The 20,956-nt window shown below is 61.6% G+C and carries 14 protein-coding genes; 7 read left to right on the plus strand and 7 right to left on the minus strand.

Annotation, left to right across the window (positions count from 1 at the left end; genetic code table 11):
* Positions 1–16: 16 nt before the first annotated feature.
* The gene (locus JNK74_24380) at positions 17–3,730 is read left to right on the plus strand and encodes a hypothetical protein (protein MBL7649327.1); all 3,714 of its coding nucleotides are present in this window, start codon (positions 17–19) and stop codon (positions 3,728–3,730) included.
* A gap of 29 nt (positions 3,731–3,759) precedes the next feature.
* Here JNK74_24380 and JNK74_24385 read toward each other — a convergent pair whose 3' ends face one another.
* The 5 genes from JNK74_24385 to JNK74_24405 form a co-directional block, all read right to left on the minus strand.
* On the minus strand, positions 3,760–4,569 hold the full coding sequence (locus JNK74_24385) for a phytanoyl-CoA dioxygenase family protein (GenBank protein ID MBL7649328.1): 810 nt from the start codon (positions 4,567–4,569) through the stop codon (positions 3,760–3,762).
* Between the two features lie 128 nt (positions 4,570–4,697).
* Complete coding sequence (locus JNK74_24390) at positions 4,698–5,981, minus strand: DUF1501 domain-containing protein (GenBank protein MBL7649329.1); 1,284 nt, start codon at positions 5,979–5,981, stop codon at positions 4,698–4,700.
* Positions 5,982–6,002: 21 nt separating this feature from the next.
* Positions 6,003–7,568 (minus strand): DUF1800 domain-containing protein, encoded by a 1,566-nt coding sequence (locus JNK74_24395; protein MBL7649330.1) that lies wholly within the window; start codon positions 7,566–7,568, stop codon positions 6,003–6,005.
* 119 nt (positions 7,569–7,687) lie between these two features.
* Positions 7,688–9,220 carry a hypothetical protein gene (locus tag JNK74_24400; GenBank protein MBL7649331.1) on the minus strand — a complete coding sequence of 511 codons (1,533 nt, stop codon included), beginning with the start codon at positions 9,218–9,220 and terminating at the stop codon, positions 7,688–7,690.
* 382 nt (positions 9,221–9,602) lie between these two features.
* Complete coding sequence (locus JNK74_24405; protein ID MBL7649332.1) at positions 9,603–11,063, minus strand: DUF4034 domain-containing protein; 1,461 nt, start codon at positions 11,061–11,063, stop codon at positions 9,603–9,605.
* A gap of 176 nt (positions 11,064–11,239) precedes the next feature.
* Between JNK74_24405 and JNK74_24410 the strand changes: the two genes are divergently transcribed.
* The 4 genes from JNK74_24410 (at position 11,240) to JNK74_24425 (ending at position 16,820) form a co-directional block, all read left to right on the plus strand.
* A complete protein-coding gene (locus JNK74_24410) occupies positions 11,240–13,633 on the plus strand; it encodes a hypothetical protein (GenBank protein MBL7649333.1) in 2,394 nt (797 codons plus the stop codon).
* A gap of 115 nt (positions 13,634–13,748) precedes the next feature.
* Entirely contained in the window at positions 13,749–13,964 is a 216-nt protein-coding gene (locus JNK74_24415) for a hypothetical protein (protein MBL7649334.1), read from the plus strand.
* A 119-nt stretch (positions 13,965–14,083) separates the two neighbouring features.
* Complete coding sequence (locus tag JNK74_24420) at positions 14,084–15,379, plus strand: glycosyltransferase (GenBank protein MBL7649335.1); 1,296 nt, start codon at positions 14,084–14,086, stop codon at positions 15,377–15,379.
* Between the two features lie 301 nt (positions 15,380–15,680).
* The gene (locus JNK74_24425; protein ID MBL7649336.1) at positions 15,681–16,820 is read left to right on the plus strand and encodes a DUF5009 domain-containing protein; all 1,140 of its coding nucleotides are present in this window, start codon (positions 15,681–15,683) and stop codon (positions 16,818–16,820) included.
* A gap of 306 nt (positions 16,821–17,126) precedes the next feature.
* Here JNK74_24425 and JNK74_24430 read toward each other — a convergent pair whose 3' ends face one another.
* Both JNK74_24430 and JNK74_24435 read right to left on the minus strand, forming a co-directional pair.
* Positions 17,127–17,444 carry a (2Fe-2S) ferredoxin domain-containing protein gene (locus JNK74_24430; GenBank protein MBL7649337.1) on the minus strand — a complete coding sequence of 106 codons (318 nt, stop codon included), beginning with the start codon at positions 17,442–17,444 and terminating at the stop codon, positions 17,127–17,129.
* 496 nt (positions 17,445–17,940) lie between these two features.
* Positions 17,941–19,665 carry a hypothetical protein gene (locus JNK74_24435; GenBank protein ID MBL7649338.1) on the minus strand — a complete coding sequence of 575 codons (1,725 nt, stop codon included), beginning with the start codon at positions 19,663–19,665 and terminating at the stop codon, positions 17,941–17,943.
* Between the two features lie 228 nt (positions 19,666–19,893).
* On the opposite strand from JNK74_24435, the gene JNK74_24440 reads away from it, so the two are divergent.
* Both JNK74_24440 and JNK74_24445 read left to right on the plus strand, forming a co-directional pair.
* Positions 19,894–20,151, plus strand: coding sequence for a type II toxin-antitoxin system ParD family antitoxin (locus tag JNK74_24440; protein ID MBL7649339.1), 258 nt, complete (start codon positions 19,894–19,896; stop codon positions 20,149–20,151).
* Positions 20,148–20,444, plus strand: a complete 297-nt coding sequence (locus JNK74_24445; protein ID MBL7649340.1) for a type II toxin-antitoxin system RelE/ParE family toxin — start codon at positions 20,148–20,150, stop codon at positions 20,442–20,444. Before JNK74_24440 ends, JNK74_24445 begins: the two co-directional genes overlap by 4 nt.
* Positions 20,445–20,956 lie beyond the last annotated feature (512 nt).

Below are 20,956 nucleotides of genomic sequence, written 5' to 3' on the forward strand. Positions count from 1 at the left end.
ACGGGGAGATCCTGCCTTGAATGCTCCGGGGAATGCCGCGATTCGGTCCACGAATCGCACCACCACCGCGCCACGCCTTTGCCGACCCACTGCATTGGTCCTGCTGATTTCTTTGCTGCTGCCCCAGGCGGCCTTTTGCTTTTCGCCTCCCGTCGACACCCGCGGTCCACTTACCGCGCGCATCGAAGGCCCGGACGCGATCAGTGAAACGGGTGTATCGGTTCCCGTGAAGCTGATCCTTTCCAATTCGGGCACCGAGCCGGTCCAGGGCACGGCCCGTTGCACCGTCATCGACGACTGGACCGTCACGCCCGACATCGCCCAGCCCTTTAGCCTCCATGCAAACGAGGAGCTCACGCTGGACTTCTCCGTGGTTGCCGGTCCAGAGACCCTGGGCGCACTCTATCCCATCCACGCATTGATTGAGGCCCGTACCGGTGACACTGCGCTCCAGCTCCACCCCATACTGATCGTCAAGGCGGCCGTCGCGAACCCTCCCGTTCCTGCGCGCGCTATTCCGTGGGAAGCGCTGCGCATCGCCCCCGATTCAGAGAATGAACTCTGGTACGGGGCCCTGTCGCGCGTCATCGTTCACGTGACCGGAGAAGCACCCAGAATCATGCCCATGGGATGGCGGGGCACCGAACCCCTGTCCTTTGGAACGGCATTGCCCGAAGGAGAAATTCATCGGGGCGATCCGCGCGTGGCCACGACCATGCACCCGCCCTGGCGCGACGGACACACGGGAACCATTTGCACGGAGACGCCCCTCGCCCTGCCGGACGGGGGGCCCATTCGGCTCCGTTTCGCCGTCGCGATTCGCGACCATGACGTGGCCAGGAACGAACCGGCGAGCGATGGCGTGACTTTCCGGGTTCGGGTGCTGCCTTTCCGCAGTCCCGACGATGCGGAGGGGGAACTTCTCTACGAACACCACACCGCCGCAAAGCAATGGGAAGAATCCGAGGTCAATCTGGACGCCTATGCGGGCCAGGAAGTACGCCTCCAGTTTGAGGTTCATCCTGGACCGAAGAATGACCCGACCTGTGACCAGGCCTACTGGGCGGAACCCCGGCTGATCGTGGGCACACCCAAAGCCGACGACGACGCCCTCGCGCCGTCGCGAGAACTCGGCGTCATCGAACGCAACGGCGCTCACTACGCGGTCAGCGTGCGACCCGGCGCCCGGGGACTGCTGGACGCGAAAGTCACGTTCACCTCGAAGGACAATGAGCTTTCCTTCACCGGGTTCCGCGCCCAGGCACTGGGGACTCCCCTCGCCAAACCTCATGTACGCTGTCCTCTGTCCGCACTGCGGGAGGAGCCTGGCGCGGGCTACAAGGTTCGCCACACCTTCCAAAGCGCTCTGGGACCCTTTGACCTGCTCGGCGAGCTGCGGGTCGAAGACGGCGCCCTGAAGGCTCAGTTCCAACTCGAAAACACCCCGGCGCCCCGCCCCTGGGAAGTCGTCGCCCTGGAAGACGTGGCCGCGGGCCCGTGGAGCACCGCGATCTCAAGGGTCTATGCCGGCCAGGGCAACGTACTCGTCGAACCGGAAGCCTTCACGCTGGAATTCGATGGACACCGCCTGGCCACTTCCTTCGTCGGCTTTGACTTTGCCAATGGCATGGCGATCGTGCAGGCCAGCGACGCGCCGCCCTCTCGACTCGAATACGCTCCTGAAACCAGGACCGCATCCCTCCATGTTCAGGATGCCCAGACGGTGTGTTACATCCCGGCGGGAAGTGCCTGGGAGGCCGCTCTTGCCTGGCGTGAGATCGACCCGCGCAAGGCGGCCGGGGGTGTCGCCAACGCCGCGGGCCGCTTTGCCTTCGATCTCTGGGGAGGCGGCTACGCCGAACAGCGGGGTAACCTCCAACGCGCCTTTGACTACGGCCTCACCGACGCCATGGTGGTGTGGCACAACTGGCAGCGCTGGGGCTACGACTACCGCCTTCCCGACATCTGGCCGCCGAATCCCGAAATGGGCACGGAGGCCGAGTTCAAGGCCCTGGCCGATCTATGCCGGCAGCGGGACGTGATCTTCGCGCCCCACGACAACTACATCGACTTCTACCCCGATGCGGACCACTTTTCCTATGACCACATCGCCTTCTGGCAGGGCGGCGCCCCTATCGCGGGCTGGCTCAACGAGGGACGGGGTTCTCAGGCCTACCGCTGGCGGCCCGACCGCGTTCGACCTTTCCTGGAAGCCAACCTGACCCAAATTCGCGACGGCATCGGACCCACGGGCTTCTTCATCGACGTGTGGTCCTCCATGGGCCCCCATGCCTACTGGACTCGCGATGGCGATTACTACACCGCAACCGAAACGCGCCAGATCTGGGGCGACGCCTTCGCGTGGATCCGCGAATACCTCGGCAACAACGCGCCCCAGATTTCCGAGAGCGGCCACGACCAGCTTATCGGCTGGCTCGACGCGGCCCAGACCAATCACCTGCGCGTGGACACCGAGGCCAAAGACTGGACCACCTGGCGCATCGCCTGCGACGACGCCGAGCGCGTTCCCTGGATGGATGCCGTACACCACGACCGCTTCGCACTCCACGGCGCGGGTTACGGAAACCGGTATGCCGGCGGTCTCGATCCCGAACTGCACGGAATCTACAGCGACGACTACATCGTCACCGAGGTCATGACCGGTCACCCCGCCATGGTCGACAACGCCTTCGGGTGGGACGTGGTGCGGAAGTACTGGCTGCTTCAGGGCCTGATGCGGGATCTCGCCCTGCGCCGCATAGAGTCGGTGGACTTCGTGGAGGGCGACATCCACCGCCAGCACATCCGCTGGGACAACGGCGCCGACGTCTGGGTCAATCGCGGCGAGACCGACTGGGTTGTCGAGAATCACCAGTTGCCCCCCTTTGGTTTTCTGGCGCGGAGTCCCGAAGGGGAAGCCGCCATCGAACGGATCGACGGCATCATCACCGATTGGGCCCGCGATAAGGACACGCTTTACGTAAACGCGCGGCCCGACGTGTCCGATCGGCTGACCATCGCCGTGAAGGCCGATGCCGCCCCGCTCAATGGAGAGGCCTTTGCGCTCACCCTTCACTGGAGCGCCGGGGAAGCGACGCCCGCGCCCATGCGCATCTTCGTGCACTTTCGCGACAAGAACGGCGCGATCCAGTTCCAGGGCGACCACGACAGCCCAACGGCCACCACGGAATGGAAGGGCGCTTTTGACACGTTCTGCACGGTGCGCCTTCCCGAGGGGGGCCGTCCCGGTGACACCTTCGACGTGCGCGCCGGTCTCTACAGCGCGCAAAACGGCACCCAGGCCCGAATCACGGGCACTCGGGACAGTGATCGCAGTGTCCAACTGGGCGCGCTGGCGCTCATCGGCGCTGGCACGACAGTAACGGGTATCACCTGGACACCCGCCGCGCCCGACGAATCCGAAGCGCCCCGACTTGCCCGACTCAACCCCACCGGCAAGCCCATTCGCTTTGGCGCCGTCACCACCACCGGGGCCTGCAAGATCGCGCGCGACACCAACGGGATCACAGTGCGCCCACTGCCGGGAAGTCCCGCCTTCACGTTGCGCATCGACTGGCCAAAGCTCCCCTGGACGCTACCACTACCCGCACAGGTGGAAGCCATGGGTCAGGAAGGTCAACGGCTGAGCCTGGAGGCGGTCCAACACGAGGGCGACACGCTGGTTTTGACCTGCGACCCCGAGGCGATTGAATATCGACTGGTGCCATAGATGTTGTGGAGATGGGCGTCAAACAGTGCCTACCCCTTCGCCGCCATCTCTGTCTCCACATTCCGGTAGTCCTGCCAGATGCGGCCGTATTTCTGCGTTGGAATCGGCCCGCGGGGATTATGGTTGTAGATGTCCGTTCCCCGGCAGTGGTAGGTCTTGAAGTTGGGATTCACCGCGAGGTCGCACTTCACGTTGGTCTTGGAGTAGCGAATCGTGAAGCCGATGCGGGAGCGGTCCGAGTTGTTGCCGAGGGAGCCGTGAATGATTTTGTCGTCGTGGATGGAGATCTCGCCGGGCTTCAGGTCCAGGTAGACCATGGAGCTTTCTTTGTACTCCGCCGTCTCACAGCGCAGAGTGAGCTCGGAGTTCTTGTCGGCATCCTGGGTGTGCTGGATGATGCCGCCGAGATGGGATTTGGGAATGACGCGCATGGCGCCGTTTTCGACGTCGCTGCCGTTGAAGGACAGCCACACCGTGCAAGATTCCGGGGGCGTGAGGGGCCAGTAGTAGGAGTCCTGATGCCAGTCCACGGTGCGGGGGCTATGGGGATCCTTGATGAAGAAGCTGCTGGCCCACATGTAGTAGTCCGGCCCGATGAGGTCTTCCACGTAGTTCAAGATCTGCTCGTTCATGCAGATATCAAAGAGGAAGGTGCTGTTCTGGTGCCACTCGCGAATTTCGAGGGGCTTCTCGTCGCCCTCAAGCAGCGCCAGGATTTCCTTGATACCCGTATTCAGATCGGCCACACCTGCGGCGTCATAAATTGGCGGCAGGTCCTTGATGTAGCCGTTTTCGTGGTAGAAGGCGATCTGTTCCGGTGTAAGGCGACTCAAGCTCATGGCGACTCTCTCCTGGGGTGGGGCCTGGGGCTGCTTCGCCAGCATAGCGGATCCCCGGAGGCCGGTCAATCCCGCTCAATCACGAAAAGTCAGGCGCGGTATCGCGGGAAGAATTCCACGCGTCCCGTTCACGCCCCAAAGACGCCGTGACGCGTATGCACCAGGTCTGGAAACACCAGCGCCGGAACGGCGGTAGCGAGACGACGTTCCGCGATTTCATACAAGATGTCGCGGTATTCAATGGTCACGGCCAGATCTTGTCCCTCGAAGCGCTGCTCGACGGCAAGTCCGGGCCAGTCGGCGAGCACCCTTCCCCCCTGCACGGCGCCGCCCAGCACCATCATGATGCCCCCGTGCCCGTGATCGGTCCCTTTGCTTAGGTTTTCATCCACCATACGACCAAACTCCGACATGACTACAAGGGTAACCTGATGCTCCGAACCCGCGATGATGTCTGCGTGAAAAGCGGCGAGGGCCTCGGCCAGGCCGGCCATCAACGCCGCCATACCGCCGTCAATCGCGCCCTGCTCCTCATGGGTGTCCCAGCCCCCCAGATCGACCGCAATGGCCTCCACGCCCACCTCGCCGCGGATGAGGGCGGCGGAAGACCGAAGCGCCAGCCCGATTTCCGATTCGGGGTAGACCGCCCCGCCGCCCGGGGCATAGGCATCGATATTGAGGCGCTCCAGCAACGCTATGGTCTCGCTGGTTTTCGCGGCGGAGGTCCTCAGCGGCTCGGCCGTCCCGCCATACATGGTCATCATGGCGGCCAGGCGCGCATCCGCCGAGTTCTCATCGCCCGGCAGACGAAATGCGGCGGGATCGGGGACCGGCAGCGCCAGGGGGCTTCCCGCGAGGGTACGCTGCAGGGCCGGCGCCATGCCCACGGCACGCAATACGGGATCGGCTCCGGGGGGTGCCGTGTGCATCAGGTGTCGACCCAGCCAGCCCGTGGCCAACAGCGGGTCGCGGGCCTTGCCGACCTCCATGAAGTGCATGGCGTCGAAGTGCGAGCGCGTGCCGTCGTTCATGCCGCAGGCGTGGACCAGCAGCAGATTCCCCGCACCGTAGGACTCCATGAGGGGACCCATGGCCGGTGCAAAGCCAAAGAAGCCATCCAGATCGAGCGCTCCCCCGGCGCCGGCGTCGGGCGGGGCAATGGCCAGATTGGGCCGCGCCGCGTAGTAACCCGCGTCCCCGAAGGGCGCGATCACGGAAAGTCCATCGCAACCGCCGCGGAGAAAGAGGGACACGATAATGTCGCGTCCGGCGACGTCATCCTGGGCATAGGCCACGCGGGGCAACCACGCCGATCCCGCCGCCATGGCCATTGCCGCGGCGCCCGCGCCCAGAAACTGCCGGCGGCTGAGCGCTCGATACTCGTCGCACCCTTTGCTGCATTTCAGCACCATTTCAATTCTCCCGCATGCTGTTCAATACCACTGAAATTCCGCCGAGCCTATGGCGAGTGAGAGGGTCTCCACCCGGCGAAAGAGATCGAGGGGCGCCGGGGCCAGAAAATCCGCCAGGGCCGCGCGGTGCTCCGCGGGCATGGCATGTTGAAAGAAGTCGGCGTCTATTCGATCGAGAAAACTCTCCAGATCCGCGGCTTCCCGGTAGGGCGTCCAGTCCAGGTCCACGGCGCCTTCCTGGTAGACCAGCCAGATACCGTAGGTCCAGCGGGGCATGAGGTAGCCGCCCCAATAGGCCGCCGAGTCGGGATACCCGTTGGGCGGGGCCCAGTTGAAGGGAAGATGCTCCATGGTGCCGATGATGTACGCCAATTCGTCGTAGCGCTTGATCGAGCCGGGGCGTGCGCGCAGTGCGGACAGGGCGTAGTGATAGGGACGCTTCAGCTTTGGCGGGGCCTGCATCAGCCAGTCTTCACGCAGCACCACGCGCAGCATGGCCTTGATATCGCCGTCGGAATTCAGATAGGCCCCGACAATTTCCTCCACGAGGGCCTCCGGCGGATCGTAGCCCCAGAAATGCACGGCAAGCTTTCGACCGATGAAGCGGGCGGTCATGGGGGCCACGTCCGGATCCAGTGACAACAGGTCCAGCACATCCTCTCCGTCGACCAAGCCGCGACCGGCGGCGAGGCGCTTTCCCAGCACAAGCTTCTCTTCGAAATCGTGCAACTCCGGGTAGAACTTGAAACTGCCGAAGGACGCCGCGTTGATGTTGTAGTCGATGGACCAGCCGGTCAGTGCCCGGGCAACCTCCCGCACGTCCTCCTGAGTGAAATTGTCCACGCCCACCGTATGGAGTTCCATGAGTTCTCGCGCGTAGTTCTGATTCGGCGCGCCCACCTGGCTTGAGGCATTGTTCAAGTAGAGCAGCATGGCCGGACTCTGGGCACTGGCCCGAAGCAGGGCGGGAAAGGCGCCAAGGGCGTGACGGCGGATCACGTCGCGGTCATCAAGGGGCTTTAAGAGCTGCTGCGCTTCCGCCTCGAAGAAAATATTGAAATGGTCCGACCAGAACTCAACCATGCGCTCAAACAAGGTGCGGCGGCCGTAGGCCCCCCGGAGAAAGGTGGCCGCATAGAACTCATAGATGGCCGTCGTGTCGCCCCGCTCCAGCGCCCGCCAGCGCCGCAGGGGCGAGTCGTCCAGCGTGGAAAAGCGCGCCAGACTGCGGTCAACGGGCCCATCATCGATGGCGAGATGATCCAGTTGGTATTCGAGGTAGGCGCTGTAGCCCAGTTCCAGGGCGCGCACCGCCTCCTCGCGATTGATTCCGAAGGACACCCGAGCCACAAGCCGCTTCAGCGACTCCGGCAACACCGGCATGGGTCCGTCGGGGTTGAAGGGTTCCTGCGTGGGGCACCCGGCCAGCAAACTGGCCACGGCCGCCGCCGAAGGCGCACGCATGGCCCGAAGAATTCCTGCGGAGGTAAGCCCCGGCCCCTCGGGAAGCCGCCCCAGGACTTCGACGGCATCGTCAGTCCCGCCACACTCCTTCGGGACTTCGGTCTCAACTTCGGTCTCAACCACGTCTCGTTCTCCCTGTTGAAAATTGCACGGTGGTAAATGGCTGCCCCGTGATTCTGCATGCCATTACACCGGTGGTAACAACAAGGTTACACGCCCATGGATTTTTTCGTTTCGGGACCCTATTTGCGTCCCAGTCGGCGATTTAGCTGGGCCTCGTGGAGGTTCGCGGGCCGCAGGTCTTCGGGCGCGATGGTCTCGATCCAGCGGCTGTCCGGCTTGGTCGCGCTGTCGGCGTCGGTCGTAAGCCCCACGAAGTTCATGGACCAGGGCCCCCAGTCGTCTTTCGGCAGGGCGAAGGGCCGCGCCGCGCGGATGTTCCAGAAGGTGCCGCGCGCAGCGCAGTGGGCCCCCAGCGCCTCGCCGCCGCCAGACCGCCAGATCTCGGTGCCCGCGCCCACGTCGATGTTGGTGTAGAGGTTTTCATAGGGCACGTTGCGGTGGTGGTCGAAGGAGAGGTTGAGGCCCCGACCATTGGCGTACACATTGCCCGCGCTGCCGCTGACGCAGAGGTCGTGGATGAACTTGCTCTGAAAATCGAAGTTCGTGCAGAGGTTGTCATTGCCCAGGATGACCGCGTGGTGCCCCTGGGCCTTCCGCCCCGCGATGGCGGGCTGCTCGGGCTCGGGCGCGCGCTCCGACGTGAAGGAAATGCCGTAGACCGTGTTGAAACAGCCCGATACGAAGACGCCACTGTCCGCGTTGTGGATGTGGACATTCCGCACCCAGCAGTGGGCGGTGCCCGTCAGCGCTACGGCGTTGAAGCCCAACTCGGTAAAGTGGCCACCGTAGGGCGTGTTGGGAAACTGAAAGCGGATGCCTTCAACACCGGACTCCGTGACGGTGGGCGCGAAGCGATACACGGCAGGCTTCCATTCCGCCTTCACATCGAAACGCAGGGGCCGGTCCATGGAGAGCGTGGCGCCGTCGATGGATACAATGCGCGCGACCAGCGAGGCCTTTGTACGCCCGTTCAACTTATCCAGACTCGTGCGCGGATCGTCGGAGTAGAGATGGCGGGCGAGACTGTTCTCTGCGTCGTCCTCCTGCCGGATTTCGATCTCCTGCCCCACACTTAAGGGCGCGGCGTTGTCAACCGTCACCGTGTAGGCACCTCGGGCCGCCGCTGCCGAAATACTCGCGAGTCGCTCGCTCTGGTAATCGCCTCGGATGGTAATAAAACCGCCCGACCATGAGTAATTCGACGTGGGCCTTCCGCTCGTCGTCGCCCCCCAGTTGGGTGCAATGTCGTTGAGCGGCGTCGGGAAGTAAAGTACCGTCTTGTCCGGTCCCTCACCCCGGATAACGAGATTCGGCTTGGCGATGGTCAAGGGCTTCGTGATGATGTAACGCCCCTCGGGAATCAGCAGCACGCCCGACTCCACCGCCGCGATTGCTTTCAGAAACGCATCGCTGTCGTCCGCCACGCCGTCCCCGATGGCGCCATAGTCGCGCACATTATGCGTCACCACGGGATTGGGCAACTCCGCCTCGCCACGGCGATAGCCCGCGAAGGAGAAATCGGGAAGGCGGCCGTCGGGAGACCACCGCTCGCCGGAGATCCCCCAGAGCGCGGAGGTCTCGGCGGAAGTAATACTCGAAACGACAAACAGCAGACTCGCCATCGTGAGCGAGGGTAAGATAGAGATTCGCATGGCAAGAGTCCCGGTTGGAGTGAGGCACAACTCGAAGTCCATTGTATCTCATCCAACAGCACCCGTGCCCGCAACCCGAGCGTTGGACCAGGGCCCCGGAGAGGAACAATATTTCCCACAGATTCTCACAGATCTTCACAGAACTACACAGACAACTTGGATAGTCGCCTGACCAGTCCGTAGTGGCACACGCGTGTCGAAAGGCCTACTCAATCCAGAAAATGGTATAGCGAACAGGTGAAGTTCGCGCTTGCATCTATCTGTGCAGACCTGCGTGAGTCTGTGGGAATATCTTCCGTTGGGGTCGACGGATAGTCCAAGGCCTTCGCAGCAAAAAACAGGTTTGCTCCCCTGGCTGCGCTCTCCATTGTCCCGCGCCCCGTCACCGATTGCGATCGATGATCGCCTGCGCATGGTCCATCTGGATCTGCTCCGGCTCCAGGTCAAACACCGCCCTCGCCAGCCGTACGGCCTCGTCCCGTTGACCCGCCTTCTCCGCGATCTCGGCGAGGCGACACGTACTCCATACATACCCGGGGTAAACGTCGCGAGACTTTTCCATATAAGGCTTCGACCCCGCGTGGTCCCCTTTGTCGAACAGCTCCATGCCATAGATGTAGTTCGTGTAATAATGATTCGGCGCCAGGTCCAGCGCTTCCTTTATTCTTACACTGCGCTCATCGCCCGGCGCCATGGCATTGGCCATAAAGGCATATACATAGCCCCGATAATTGTTGTATTCCAGCACGTGCTCAAAGCTGCCGTTCCCCTCGTAGTAGGTATCGCCAAGCTTCCGGAAATAGGTCTCCGCCAGGGCATAGTCCCCGCCCTCCGCCGCATAAAAAGCCGCGTTGGTCTCCAGCAGCGGCGCACCGGGACTCACCTTGAGCTGCGCAAGGTAGGGCTCAACCCAGCGGCGCTTCACGTCCTCCGAGTCCAAGGCATCCTTGTGCTTCTCGCTTCGCGTCCGCATCAGCCTGGCCCCCTCGCGCTCCATCAAGCCCAGCATGGGAAAGGCCGCGCTGGACCGAGCCGACTCCGCCATAATCGCGTCGACCTCCTCCCAGGATCCGCCCCACTGTGGCAGGCGCGCAGTGAGAAGACGCAGGCGCGCCATGAAGTTCAGCGGGTCCACCGCGATCGCCTTGCTGTAGTGATCCATCACTCTGGCGTCCGGTTCGCCCCGCCCCATGGCGATGGAAATCATGCTCACCGAAGCATTGGGATCGGAAGGCTCCATATCCCGCGCCGCCGTCAGATCCGCCTCGGCCAGTTCGAGATGACGGTGAAACCCCTCGAACGATGAAGCGGACACGTCCCGCGCCAGGCTCCCGCCGCGATACACCCAGGCATAGTCCACATGAAAGCGCCCGCGAACGAGACGCGCGCGGTAAGAATTGGGGTAGGCCACCACCCATTCATTGAGCACCCCCTCCATGGCTTTGGGGTCGTCTCCGGCGCGGATATCGCAAAGATCACCGATGCAACGGCCATAATTGAAGCGTTCGTACTGATCGCTCTTCGCGAACTGCGCCGCCAGCCGCGCTTCCACCGTCGCGAAGTCCCGCAGTGTGTAGAGCGTCTGCCGAGACCCTTCAAAAAAGGGGACCACCGTGTAGCGCTGTCGGAGGCCCAGTTCCGTGATCTGGCGCTCCACATCCGCCTCCCGCTTGAGGTCCGCCGCCGAGTCCTCAGCCCAATTCTTCGCGCCGTCTTCCTTCCCGGGCCGGATGGCGGCGAAGCCATTCTTATACACATAGACCACCGGCCCCAGCGCCAGCAGCCCCATACATACCGCCACCAACACGCCGATTATGCTTGCAACGACATCTTCCCGTTCCATGGATAGTCCCCTGGCCTCACTGCGCCCGTTTTGCCCTTCAATACTGCACCTGAGCCCTAAGACTAGCCGCGATGGGCACGCTTGTCAAGTGCGGTGTTTGTGCCACCCGCCGACGTCGCTATATAGTGTGGTCAACCGCACGCGGGCCGGACCACATGAAATAGGGATTCCACTATATGAAACGCATGCTTCTTTTCTCAGTTCTTTCCATCATCGCCCCTGTGGCTGCGGCGGCACCGCTCGAAAGCGGCGCGTTTATCGCCGTTGGGACCTATCCTCAAGAGACGCGCACAGCCTACACGACCTCAGACGGGCTGCCTTCGGATGATGTGCTCTCCATCGAAGTAACGCAAACGGGTGAAGTCTATGCCGGCACGGACAAGGGGCTGGCGAAGTTCGATGGAAACGGTTGGACCACGGTAGAACTATCACCGGGAGGTCCCGTTACTGCGCTTCTTGCCACGCCCGGCGGTTTGCTGGTTGGCGCAGGCAACACGATTTTTCAGGAGAAAGAGGGCTCACTTGTGCCCCTGCCGGGCGCTGCCGCCGCGCAAGTCACGGCCCTATCGATTGATCCCAGCCATCCCGACGGCGCGGTAGCCATTGCGGCGACAACCTCGGGATTGTGGTACATCGAGGAGGGCACCACGCGTCCCTATCGGGTGGTCGATTCTCTGTCCCATGAAATACTCGACATCACCGGTATCGCCGTGGACGGCGAAGGTCGCGCGGTGGCCGCCACCGCTACCGGCGCGTTCAGAGCCGCCCGTCCCCTCTCGGAACTTCGTGGCGCATCGCGGGAGACGTCGACGCCGGCGCCGTGGCAGCCCCTGCTACCCCGCAGTGAGGCAGCAGGCTGGGCACCGAACGACGTACGCGCCGTGGCCCTTCACGACGGCCTGCTGATCCTCGCCGCGCCCCAGGGTGTGGCCATGGAGAACGGCGACGGCACCTGGAATCTCTACACGGGCCGCGAGGGCCTGCCTTGGAACGATTTCACGTCGATGGATGTTGCTCCCGACGGCCGATTGTGGCTGGGTACGACCAAAGGCGCGGTCCACTTCGACGGCACCCACTGGGCCTGGCGCGCGGGGAAGCGGTGGCTGCCGAACGACGAGGTGCGCGACATCGCGGCCACCGACGACGGCGCGTGGGTCGCCACGGCGGGCGGCGTGAGCCATATTCAGTTCAAGCCCATGACGCTGGCCGAGAAGGCGAAGTTCTACGAGGACGAGATCGATAAATACCACCGCCGCACGCCCTATGGTTATGTGGCGGGGGTATCGCTGGAGAATCCCGGCGACAAATCGAAGGTGGAGCAGCACGACACGGACAACGACGGCCAGTACACGGGCCTCTACGGCGCGGGCGAATGCCTGGCCTATGCCGCAACGGGCGACCCGAAGGCGAAGGAGCGGGCGACCAAAGCGTTCGAGGCCCTGGCCTTCCTCAGCGAAGTCACCCAGTCGGGCTCGAACCCCGCACCGAAAGGCTTCATCGCCCGGACCATCCTCCCCACGGACGGCCCAAACCCGAACGAGCAAAACAGCCCGGAAAGCGACCGCAAGAAGCAGGAAAGCGATGCATTGTGGAAGGTCATCGTGCCGCGCTGGCCCACGAGTGGTGATGGGAAGTGGTATTGGAAGACGGACGCCAGCTCCGATGAGCTGGACGGCCATTTCCTGCTTTATGGCACCTACTTCGACCATGTGGCCGAGACCGACGCGGAAAAGGCCCGCGCGCGGGAAGTGACTTCGCGGGTGATGGACCACCTCATCGAGCACAACTTCAAGCTGGTGGATCACGACGGCCAGCCCACGCGCTGGGCCAATTTCAGTCCGGAATCCATCAACGGCGATCCGGACTGGTGGGCGGAGCGCGGCCTGAACTCCCTCAGCCTCCTGACCTACTTGAGCATCACCCATCATGTGACCGGCGATCAGAAATACAGAGACATCTTCGACGACCTCGTGAAGAACCACCACTACGCGCTGAACGGCATGGTGGCGCCCAAGCTCCAGGCGGGACCGGGCTCCTACGTGCAGTTCGACGATAAGATGGCCTTCATGAACTATTACCACCTCATCCGCTATGAGAAGGATCCGGAAGTGCTCCGCATGTTCCAGAATTCCATCTTCTACTACTGGCAGATCGAACAGTACGAGCGGAATCCCTTTTTCAACTTCGTCTACGCCGCCTGCTGCCTCGGCCAGGGCATGCAGACCCAGTGGGGCGTGACCGACCTCTCCCCCACGGGCAAGTGGCTGGAAGACAGCGTGGACACGCTGAAGCGCTTCCCCTTGGACCTGGTCATGTGGCCCGTGGAGAACAGCCACCGCATTGATCTGCTTCCGCTGCCCAGCCATGTGCGCGAGCCCGGTGATGCCGAAGGCAAGGGCTATCGCGTGGACAACTACGTCATTCCCGTCGACGAGCGCAACAGCCTGAGCCTGAGCGAAGACACGTGGACTCTCGACGACAAGGGCGGAAACGGAAAATGGCTCGACGAAGGCGGCCCCTTCCTCCTCAGCTATTATCTGGGACTTTACCACGGTTTCATTCAGGAATAGATCACGAATAAAGATTTCCCATGTTCAATCCGATATACTGGCGGAAGAGATCGATGTGTACGCCCGAGGGGGGCGGGAATAACCGTCATTCGTTGACCACGTCCGGAGAAATGCGATGCCCAAGTCAGCCCTGAGTCAAAATATCCGTACGCCGCGGCCGGCCTATATCGATGGCGGTATGGCCGCCATGCTCCTGCAGGGAGCGATCGGCGGCATACTAGCCGCCACGCTGTATTTCACAGGGTTCGTGCGAGCGATGAAGAACTGGTTCAGCGGCGAGCCTGCCAAAAAGACGCCGTCCGACCCAAGTAAAGAGGATACAGGCGTATAGCGGGGTGTCAGCTGACAACCGGCCCCAGCGGGGCAAGCTCCAGCCGCCGGTCCCGACTGCCCCCCTTTTCTCGTTGTTTTCGCGGGATCTCGCCCGGCAGAAACTGATACAGTGGCCCCATGCTGAACGCCATAAAAATTCCCGATCTCGATCTCTCCGTCGTCATTCCCGCCAAGGACGAGGGGCCCAACCTCGATCTTCTTCTGCCCCAGCTTCGAAGCGCCCTTGTCGAACTCGGCGTGCGCTGGGAAATTCTGGTCGTGGACGCTGCGTCGGACGACGGGACCCCCGACATCGTGGCCGCCCACGGCGCGCGTTATCTCAGCGAGAAGGCCAAGGGCTACGGCCACGCCATCCTCACGGGCGCGCAGGAGGCTCGCGGTGCCTATATCATCACGATGGACGCGGACCACTCCCACCCCACCAAGTTCATCGCCGATCTGTGGGCGGCCCGAACCAGAGGCGATCTCGTCATTGCCTCGCGCTATGTAAAAGGCGGGAAGGCCGATCAGCCGTGGTTCCGCCTCATGCTCAGCAAGATCGTCAATGCGTTCTTCCGGATTGGCCTCGCCCTGCCCGCGCGGGATCTGTCCAGCGGTTTTCGCCTCTACAACCGCCGCATCTTCGACGGCCTCGACGTGCGCTTTACCACCTTCGTGTTCCTGGTCGAGCTGCTGCTCATCGTCATGCGCCAGGGCCGGGAGATCGCCGAGATCCCCTTTCACTACGAGCCGCGAGACCAGGGCCAGTCCCACGCGCGGATCATCGCTTTTGGCCTCGATTACTGCCGCCTTTTTCACCAGATGTGGCGCATCCGAAACTCCTGCACCTTTCCCGACTACGACTGGCGCGCGTTCAAGAGCCGGATTCCCCTGCAACGCTGGTGGCACGGGCGTCGCATCCACCATGTCCTGCGCTTTACCGAGCTGAGCTATCCCCTTATCGACGTGGGCTGTGGCAGTTCGCGCATCCTCCAGTTGCTCCCCGAGCGCACGGTCGGCGTCGACATGAATCTCTCCAAGCTCCGCTTCATGAAGCGCACCGGTCGCCCGAGACTTCGGGCCGATGGCTGCCGCCTTCCCCTGCCTGACGCTTCCGTCGCCTCCCTCGTGTGCTCCCAGGTTATCGAGCACATCCCCGACGAAGGTGGGCGCATGCTGGACGAATTTGCCCGGGTAGTGAAACCCGGCGGTTGCCTTGTACTTGGTACGCCTGACTACGGCAACTGGCAATGGCGCGCCACCGAGTGGCTCTACGACCGGGTCGTACCGGACGCCTATGGCCAGGAGCACGTGAACCCTTACACCTTCGCGAGCCTTAAAGAAGGCATCGAGAAACGCGGCTTCGAGCTCGAAGACCACGCCTATATCTGCAAGGGTGAGCTCATCTTTAAAGCCCGCAAGCGGCAGTTGTAAAGGGGATTTGGCGGCACGTCTGTTAGCGTCCATTCGCGCTTCAATCACCAGGCGATATTCCTCCTCATCGCATTTGCGTAAATTTGCGTGAATTTGCGGTTCAGTTCTTCCCCGCTTCGTTCCCGCGCTTGACCCGGCAGCCGCCCACGCCCTAGAATGCCGCCCCGCTGTCCTTCCCTTTACCCATGAAACCATCCAACCGAAGCGACAGTCTCAGACCTGATCATTTGAGCCGCGTGCTGCCGGGGCGCATGCGTTTTACCCAGAATACTCCCACGGTTCCACCTCAAAGGAAGACGCAATGTCCCGAAAGAAGCACAAAGGCGAGCCCGCCCCCGCCGATTCCTCCACCGCCAACCGGATGGTCTCCGTCGACGCTCTCCGCGGTTTTGATATGTTCTGGATCACCGGGGGCGAAGGCGCCGTAGGGGCTGTGGCCGCCCTCTTTGGTGGCTCCATCGCCACGCTCGTCCACACCCAGCTCGACCACGCCGCCTGGGAAGGCTTCCGTTTCTACGACCTCATCTTCCCCCTCTTTCTCTTCCTCATCGGCGTCTCTATTACCTTTTCCCTCGGCCGGATCAAGGAAACCGGCGATATGGGCGCGGTCTACAAGCGCATTTTCCGCCGCACCATCATCCTCTTCATTGTCGGCCTCGTGTACTACGGCGGCTTCCGCAATGAATGGCCCGACATTCGCGTGGCGGGCGTGCTCCAGCGCATGGCTCTGTGCTACTTCTTCGGAAGCCTCGCCTTCTGCCTGCTGTCCCTTCGCGGCATGATCATTCTTTGCGTGTCGCTCCTCGTGGGCTACTGGGCCCTTCTCTCCTTCGTGCCCGTGCCCGGACTCGGCGTGGCGACGTTTGAGGAAGGCAAGAACTGGGCCTGCTACATCGACCAGCACTACCTGCCCGGCCGCATGCACAACGGCACCTGGGACCCCGAAGGTCTCCTGAGCACTATCCCCTCCGTCAGCACCTGCCTGCTCGGCATCTTCTCCGGCTTCCTCATCACCTCCAAGTCGCTCGACGACAAGAAAAAGGTGCTCTACCTTATCGGCGGTGGCGCGCTGCTCGTCATCCTCGGCTTCGCCTGGGGCTTCCAGTTCCCCGTCATCAAGAAGATCTGGACCTCCTCCTACGTTCTCGTCGCGGGGGGCTACAGCGCGATGTTCCTCGGCGTTTTCTACCAGATCGTGGACGTGTGGAAAATCCGCGCCTGGACCGTGCCCTTCGTGTGGATCGGGGCGAATCCCCTCGTGATCTACCTGGCCCACAACTTCTTCGACTTCGACAAGTTTGCCCTCCGCTTCGCCGGCGGCGACATCCAGCGCCTCGCCGGACCGAATGTAGGCCCGGCGCTGCTTGGACTAGCGTCTCTGGGATTGTCCCTGCTCTTTGCACGGTTCCTCTACAAGAACAAGATCTTCATCCGGCTCTAGAATCAGGGACTGACGCACCCGCGATATCGGTGGAGATCTTCGTGATTCACACCCCGTCAATCGCCCCGATTGCGAGTCCGTGATGTCTCTGGGTGTGGCTGTCCCGTCGTGCGGGGAGTGGACTCGTCGCCAACATAAACAACCCAACAGGCAACACGTCGTCAGATCGATTTGACGCAGTAAACCGGGTTTACCTCCGCGAGCGACGGGACAGCCACACCCGGAGACAACACTCCGCATTGTCGGGGTTGGCCTTGGGTCGCAGGGCAAAACGTTCCAGTTAACACATGGTGGGTGCGTCAGTCCCTACTTGCCCTTTTTCCCGTCCGCATCCGCACGTTCCAGCGCATCGTCCAGCAGGGCATCAACATCGTCGTGCCCATCTACTTTGCAGGCCCACACATTCCCCGGAAACACCAGCACATTCGGCCCCTTCGAACACTTGTCAATGCAGCCCGAAGGGTAAACCCGGACCACATCCTGAAGCTTTCGCTCCTTGATCCGTTTCTTTAATTGCGCCAGCACCTTCTCCCCGCCAAAGCGCGCACAGCAGTCATCCTTCTTCCCCCGATCACGGGTGCATACAAAAATGACTACCGGCTGGCGCAGATCGCGTTGTTTCATGGCGGACTCTCTCTCAACGGCGCGGCGGGTGGGAAGAAGACTGCGCCCGAGTCCAGTATACCGTGTGGCGGTCCGAGGCCGCGAATGATTTGTCAGCGAAACCGGAAACATGAGAAGCGACGGCGACAAACTCCGGGTGTCGCCCTGTCGGGCGCGTCCGCAGGGACTGACGCACCCACCGTGGCTCGACCGGATCTACATGCACTGCGACCCAACACGTACGGCGACAAGGCGTCGTGTTATCTCTGGGTGTGGCTGTCCCGTCGTGCGGGGAGTGGACTCGTCGCCGCGATAAACAGCTCAACAGGCAACATGTCGTCTGGTCAATGTGGCACGGTAAACCCGGTTTCCCTCCGCGAGCGACGGGACAGCCACACCCGGCGACACCACGGACTCTCAGTCGGGAAAATTGATACGTTGGAAATCACGAAGGTCATTACCAAAAACGCGGGTGCGTCAGTCCCTACGGCGACGTGTTTTGCTACCGACAGGCGTATCACTTCGCCGCAGCAACTTCCTCCGCTCCCATCGGCGTCAATACGAGCCACATGGGGCGACGTTCCATGCTCTTCGAGTTTTTTGTCCCTATCGCGGCGAGGAAGCTGGCGTGCTTGGAATCGCTATTCGCCCAGCGGGCCAGATAGGCTTGCGGCACTGCGCCCGCGCCGTCTTGAGCTGCACCTCTCGTCACATCGAAAAGAAGCCAGGAATCTAAGCTTGCCAATTTCGTAAGCACTGTATTCGAGCAGACCGCCGCAGGCTCCGATCCAAGCTCCGGAGTAGCAACGGCTACGTTGGAATCATCTACAGTGGATAAAACGCTGGCCACATCATTGAAGACGGGCCAGATCTGGAGTTCATTCTCCATTTCCATCGGAAAAAAGTCGAGACGGGAAATCGCAAGTATGAGGCGCGAGTTTGTACCGATATTCAAGGAATTCGGAGGACTAAATAGCGAAACAATTGACTTTCCCGAGCCTGCCCGATCTTTCTGACCCTCACACGAGATCTGCAACATGCTCTCGTCGTAGGTAATAGAAAATTCCGCCCATCTGCTAAGACTTGCATCTCTCTGAGCCGCGCTTATAGATTCACTAATGATGGAGGCCCCATCCAGAACCATTTTGGGAAATTGGTTTCGGACTGCATTCAACAATGGATCATCCAATTCCACCCCCCGCGATTTCGCGTGATCCTGAACGCGCCAGTCGTCGAACTGTTTCACGAACGCGGGCGGCATCTCAAGCCGGTAACCTCCCCCTTCTTGGAGGGGCGTAATCTTCGATGAATCCAGACTGGCATTGTCATGCAGGTTGCCTGGTTTACCCAATTGCAACTCGACACTTGTAATTTCTCCTGACATATTGATCGAAGCGCTCTGTGCGGTTTCCTGATCGGAGTCTCCGGTAGACGATGCATCAACACTGAACCACGTATTCCCCTTCCACGCGGCCCCGTTGATCTCCCATTTGGCGAAGACACTACCTGACAATCCACGATTTTCGCCCAGCACCACAGGCGATGAAAAATCAAGGCTCACGTCGCGGGGCACAACATCGGGCGCTACCAACTTGACGACCTCGGGCGCGCTTCCCGCGAAGAGCGTCACAACCTTTGACCCATCAAAGCTGAGATCAGATGTTGGATCGGTTGCGAAGGCCTCGAACTGCCCCGCCTGCATGGGGCCAAAGTTAGCCACACCCGTGGCGTCTGTCGAGCGAGAGATGTGAACTCTCTCATTTCCGAACGCCGCCCCCGTGAGCCGGATCTCCACCCCCTCCGCCGGCGGCCCGTCCTCCGTGCCGCGCGTCACCTTTACCTTCAGCGTGACCAGCGGGTTCACCGCCGTGGCGTTGCTTTTCAAGGCCTCCAGCACCGCCTGGTTCGCCGTGTTCATCTGCCGCATCACCAGCGTCATGAACACCACCACCGCAATCGCCACGACCACTACCACCCCGGTTTGAATCCATTCCCGCATGACCGTGTCCCTCATTTCATCCCACCAGAGCTTTCGGGCTATGGCATCGGGATTGCCGAATCGTTCCAGGACCCGGCCCCAGGCCGCGTCCTCGGTATCATTCTCCCCGCCGCACTCCGCCTCCCGCTCCGCGGCACATTCCAGATGATCCGCGATTTCATCCAGGATATCCTGCCGCAACCGGCCCGGCTCGCGCGGATGGCGCGGCGGGAAAGCTTCTTCCGTATCGTCACCCCAGCGCATTCCACAGCCCGCCTTTCCAAAGTCTCATGCCGGACGCCAACCCCGGCGCAATTTCGACCGACCACATCCACGTGATGGCCCCCGCGACGCGAGTTACCCAGCAAATCTATACATAGATTGCAGATTTCTACGCGGTTTGTCAAGGGCTTTGTTGGCGATGGGTACGCGCCTTGTAAAAACGGGCTCTGGTATACTGGATGCACGGCTAAGGCCCAAATGGAGTTCGTCATGCAAATCACAGTAAACCCCGCACAAGAGCGGTTTATCCAGGAACGCCTCGACACAGGCCTCTACGATTCGGCAAGCGCGCTGCTGGAAGAGGCTCCGGCGCTGCTGGAAGAACGCGACCAATGGTTCAATCTCGATCTCGAGCGTTTGAAACCGGAAATAGATCAAGCCGTAAGAGAGCTTGAAGCTGGCTTGGGGATGGATGGTCCAGCCTTCTTCGAAAAGCTGCTCCAACGGTCAAGACCCAACACGCCGTGAACCTTTTTATTCGCTCGCCCTCAGCGGGCTCAGATGTTGAAGGGATCTTCGACTTTATTTCGAGGGACAATCCCGACGCAGCGATCCAATGGGCCACCGCGCTTCAGGCCAAGTTTGAGTTTCTCACGAGCCACCCCAACGTGGGACGACCCTTTCCGTCAGTGGGACCGGGCGTACGGGCGATACCATTCGGTCGATACCTGTCATTTTTCAAGTTTGAACACGAGGCTCTGAAAATCTTGCGCGTCATTCACAGCGCCAGGAATATCAAGCAGGCGTGGGACGAGGTGTAGCGGGCAATAGACCCCGATGACCTCCGGCCAGTCAACGCAGTAAGCTCTGGAGCACAAAGCCCCCCCGAGGCGACACAGGTATCCGCGTTCATTCGCGTCCATTCGCGGTTCACCTCCCCTCTTCCGCCTCATGAAAGATTTGCGCTAATCTGCGAAAATTTGCGGTTCAGAAAATCTTGCATGCGCATACCGCCTGTCGTGTTACAGGAAACAACACCACGCCAACCGGCGCACAGGACATCGCGACCCCATGATTCAGTTCCGTCAGTCATAGTCCTTCCCCCCCCACGGGGCACGACCACACCTTCGGGCCAAAGTGCCCAACCCGCGCAGGTGAACTGCGTTTATTCGCTCCACCCCATCCACCCCATCCACCTCTTCCATTCTTTGCCCGTTGCCCGTCGCCCGTTGTCCATTGTCAATTGTCCATTGCTCCCTGAGCTATCCCCAGTTTGGTGCAGCCTGTGCGGTGGCTAGTATTTTGAGTGCATCCACGGCGTCCGATATTTTCT

Source organism: Candidatus Hydrogenedentota bacterium, assembly GCA_016791475.1.
Lineage (GTDB): Bacteria > Hydrogenedentota > Hydrogenedentia > Hydrogenedentales > JAEUWI01 > JAEUWI01.

Excerpts from the sequence above, each read along its gene's own strand:
- JNK74_24440 (MBL7649339.1), top strand. The coding sequence starts at position 19,894 with ATGCAAATCACAGTAAACCCCGCACAAGAGCGGTTTATCCAGGAACGC.
- JNK74_24430 (MBL7649337.1), bottom strand. The coding sequence starts at position 17,444 with ATGAAACAACGCGATCTGCGCCAGCCGGTAGTCATTTTTGTATGCACC.
- JNK74_24385 (MBL7649328.1), bottom strand. The coding sequence starts at position 4,569 with ATGAGCTTGAGTCGCCTTACACCGGAACAGATCGCCTTCTACCACGAA.
- JNK74_24425 (MBL7649336.1), top strand. The coding sequence starts at position 15,681 with ATGTCCCGAAAGAAGCACAAAGGCGAGCCCGCCCCCGCCGATTCCTCC.
- JNK74_24420 (MBL7649335.1), top strand. The coding sequence starts at position 14,084 with ATGCTGAACGCCATAAAAATTCCCGATCTCGATCTCTCCGTCGTCATT.
- JNK74_24390 (MBL7649329.1), bottom strand. The coding sequence starts at position 5,981 with ATGGTGCTGAAATGCAGCAAAGGGTGCGACGAGTATCGAGCGCTCAGC.
- JNK74_24415 (MBL7649334.1), top strand. The coding sequence starts at position 13,749 with ATGCCCAAGTCAGCCCTGAGTCAAAATATCCGTACGCCGCGGCCGGCC.
- JNK74_24435 (MBL7649338.1), bottom strand. The coding sequence starts at position 19,665 with ATGCGCTGGGGTGACGATACGGAAGAAGCTTTCCCGCCGCGCCATCCG.
- JNK74_24400 (MBL7649331.1), bottom strand. The coding sequence starts at position 9,220 with ATGCGAATCTCTATCTTACCCTCGCTCACGATGGCGAGTCTGCTGTTT.
- JNK74_24405 (MBL7649332.1), bottom strand. The coding sequence starts at position 11,063 with ATGGAACGGGAAGATGTCGTTGCAAGCATAATCGGCGTGTTGGTGGCG.
- JNK74_24410 (MBL7649333.1), top strand. The coding sequence starts at position 11,240 with ATGAAACGCATGCTTCTTTTCTCAGTTCTTTCCATCATCGCCCCTGTG.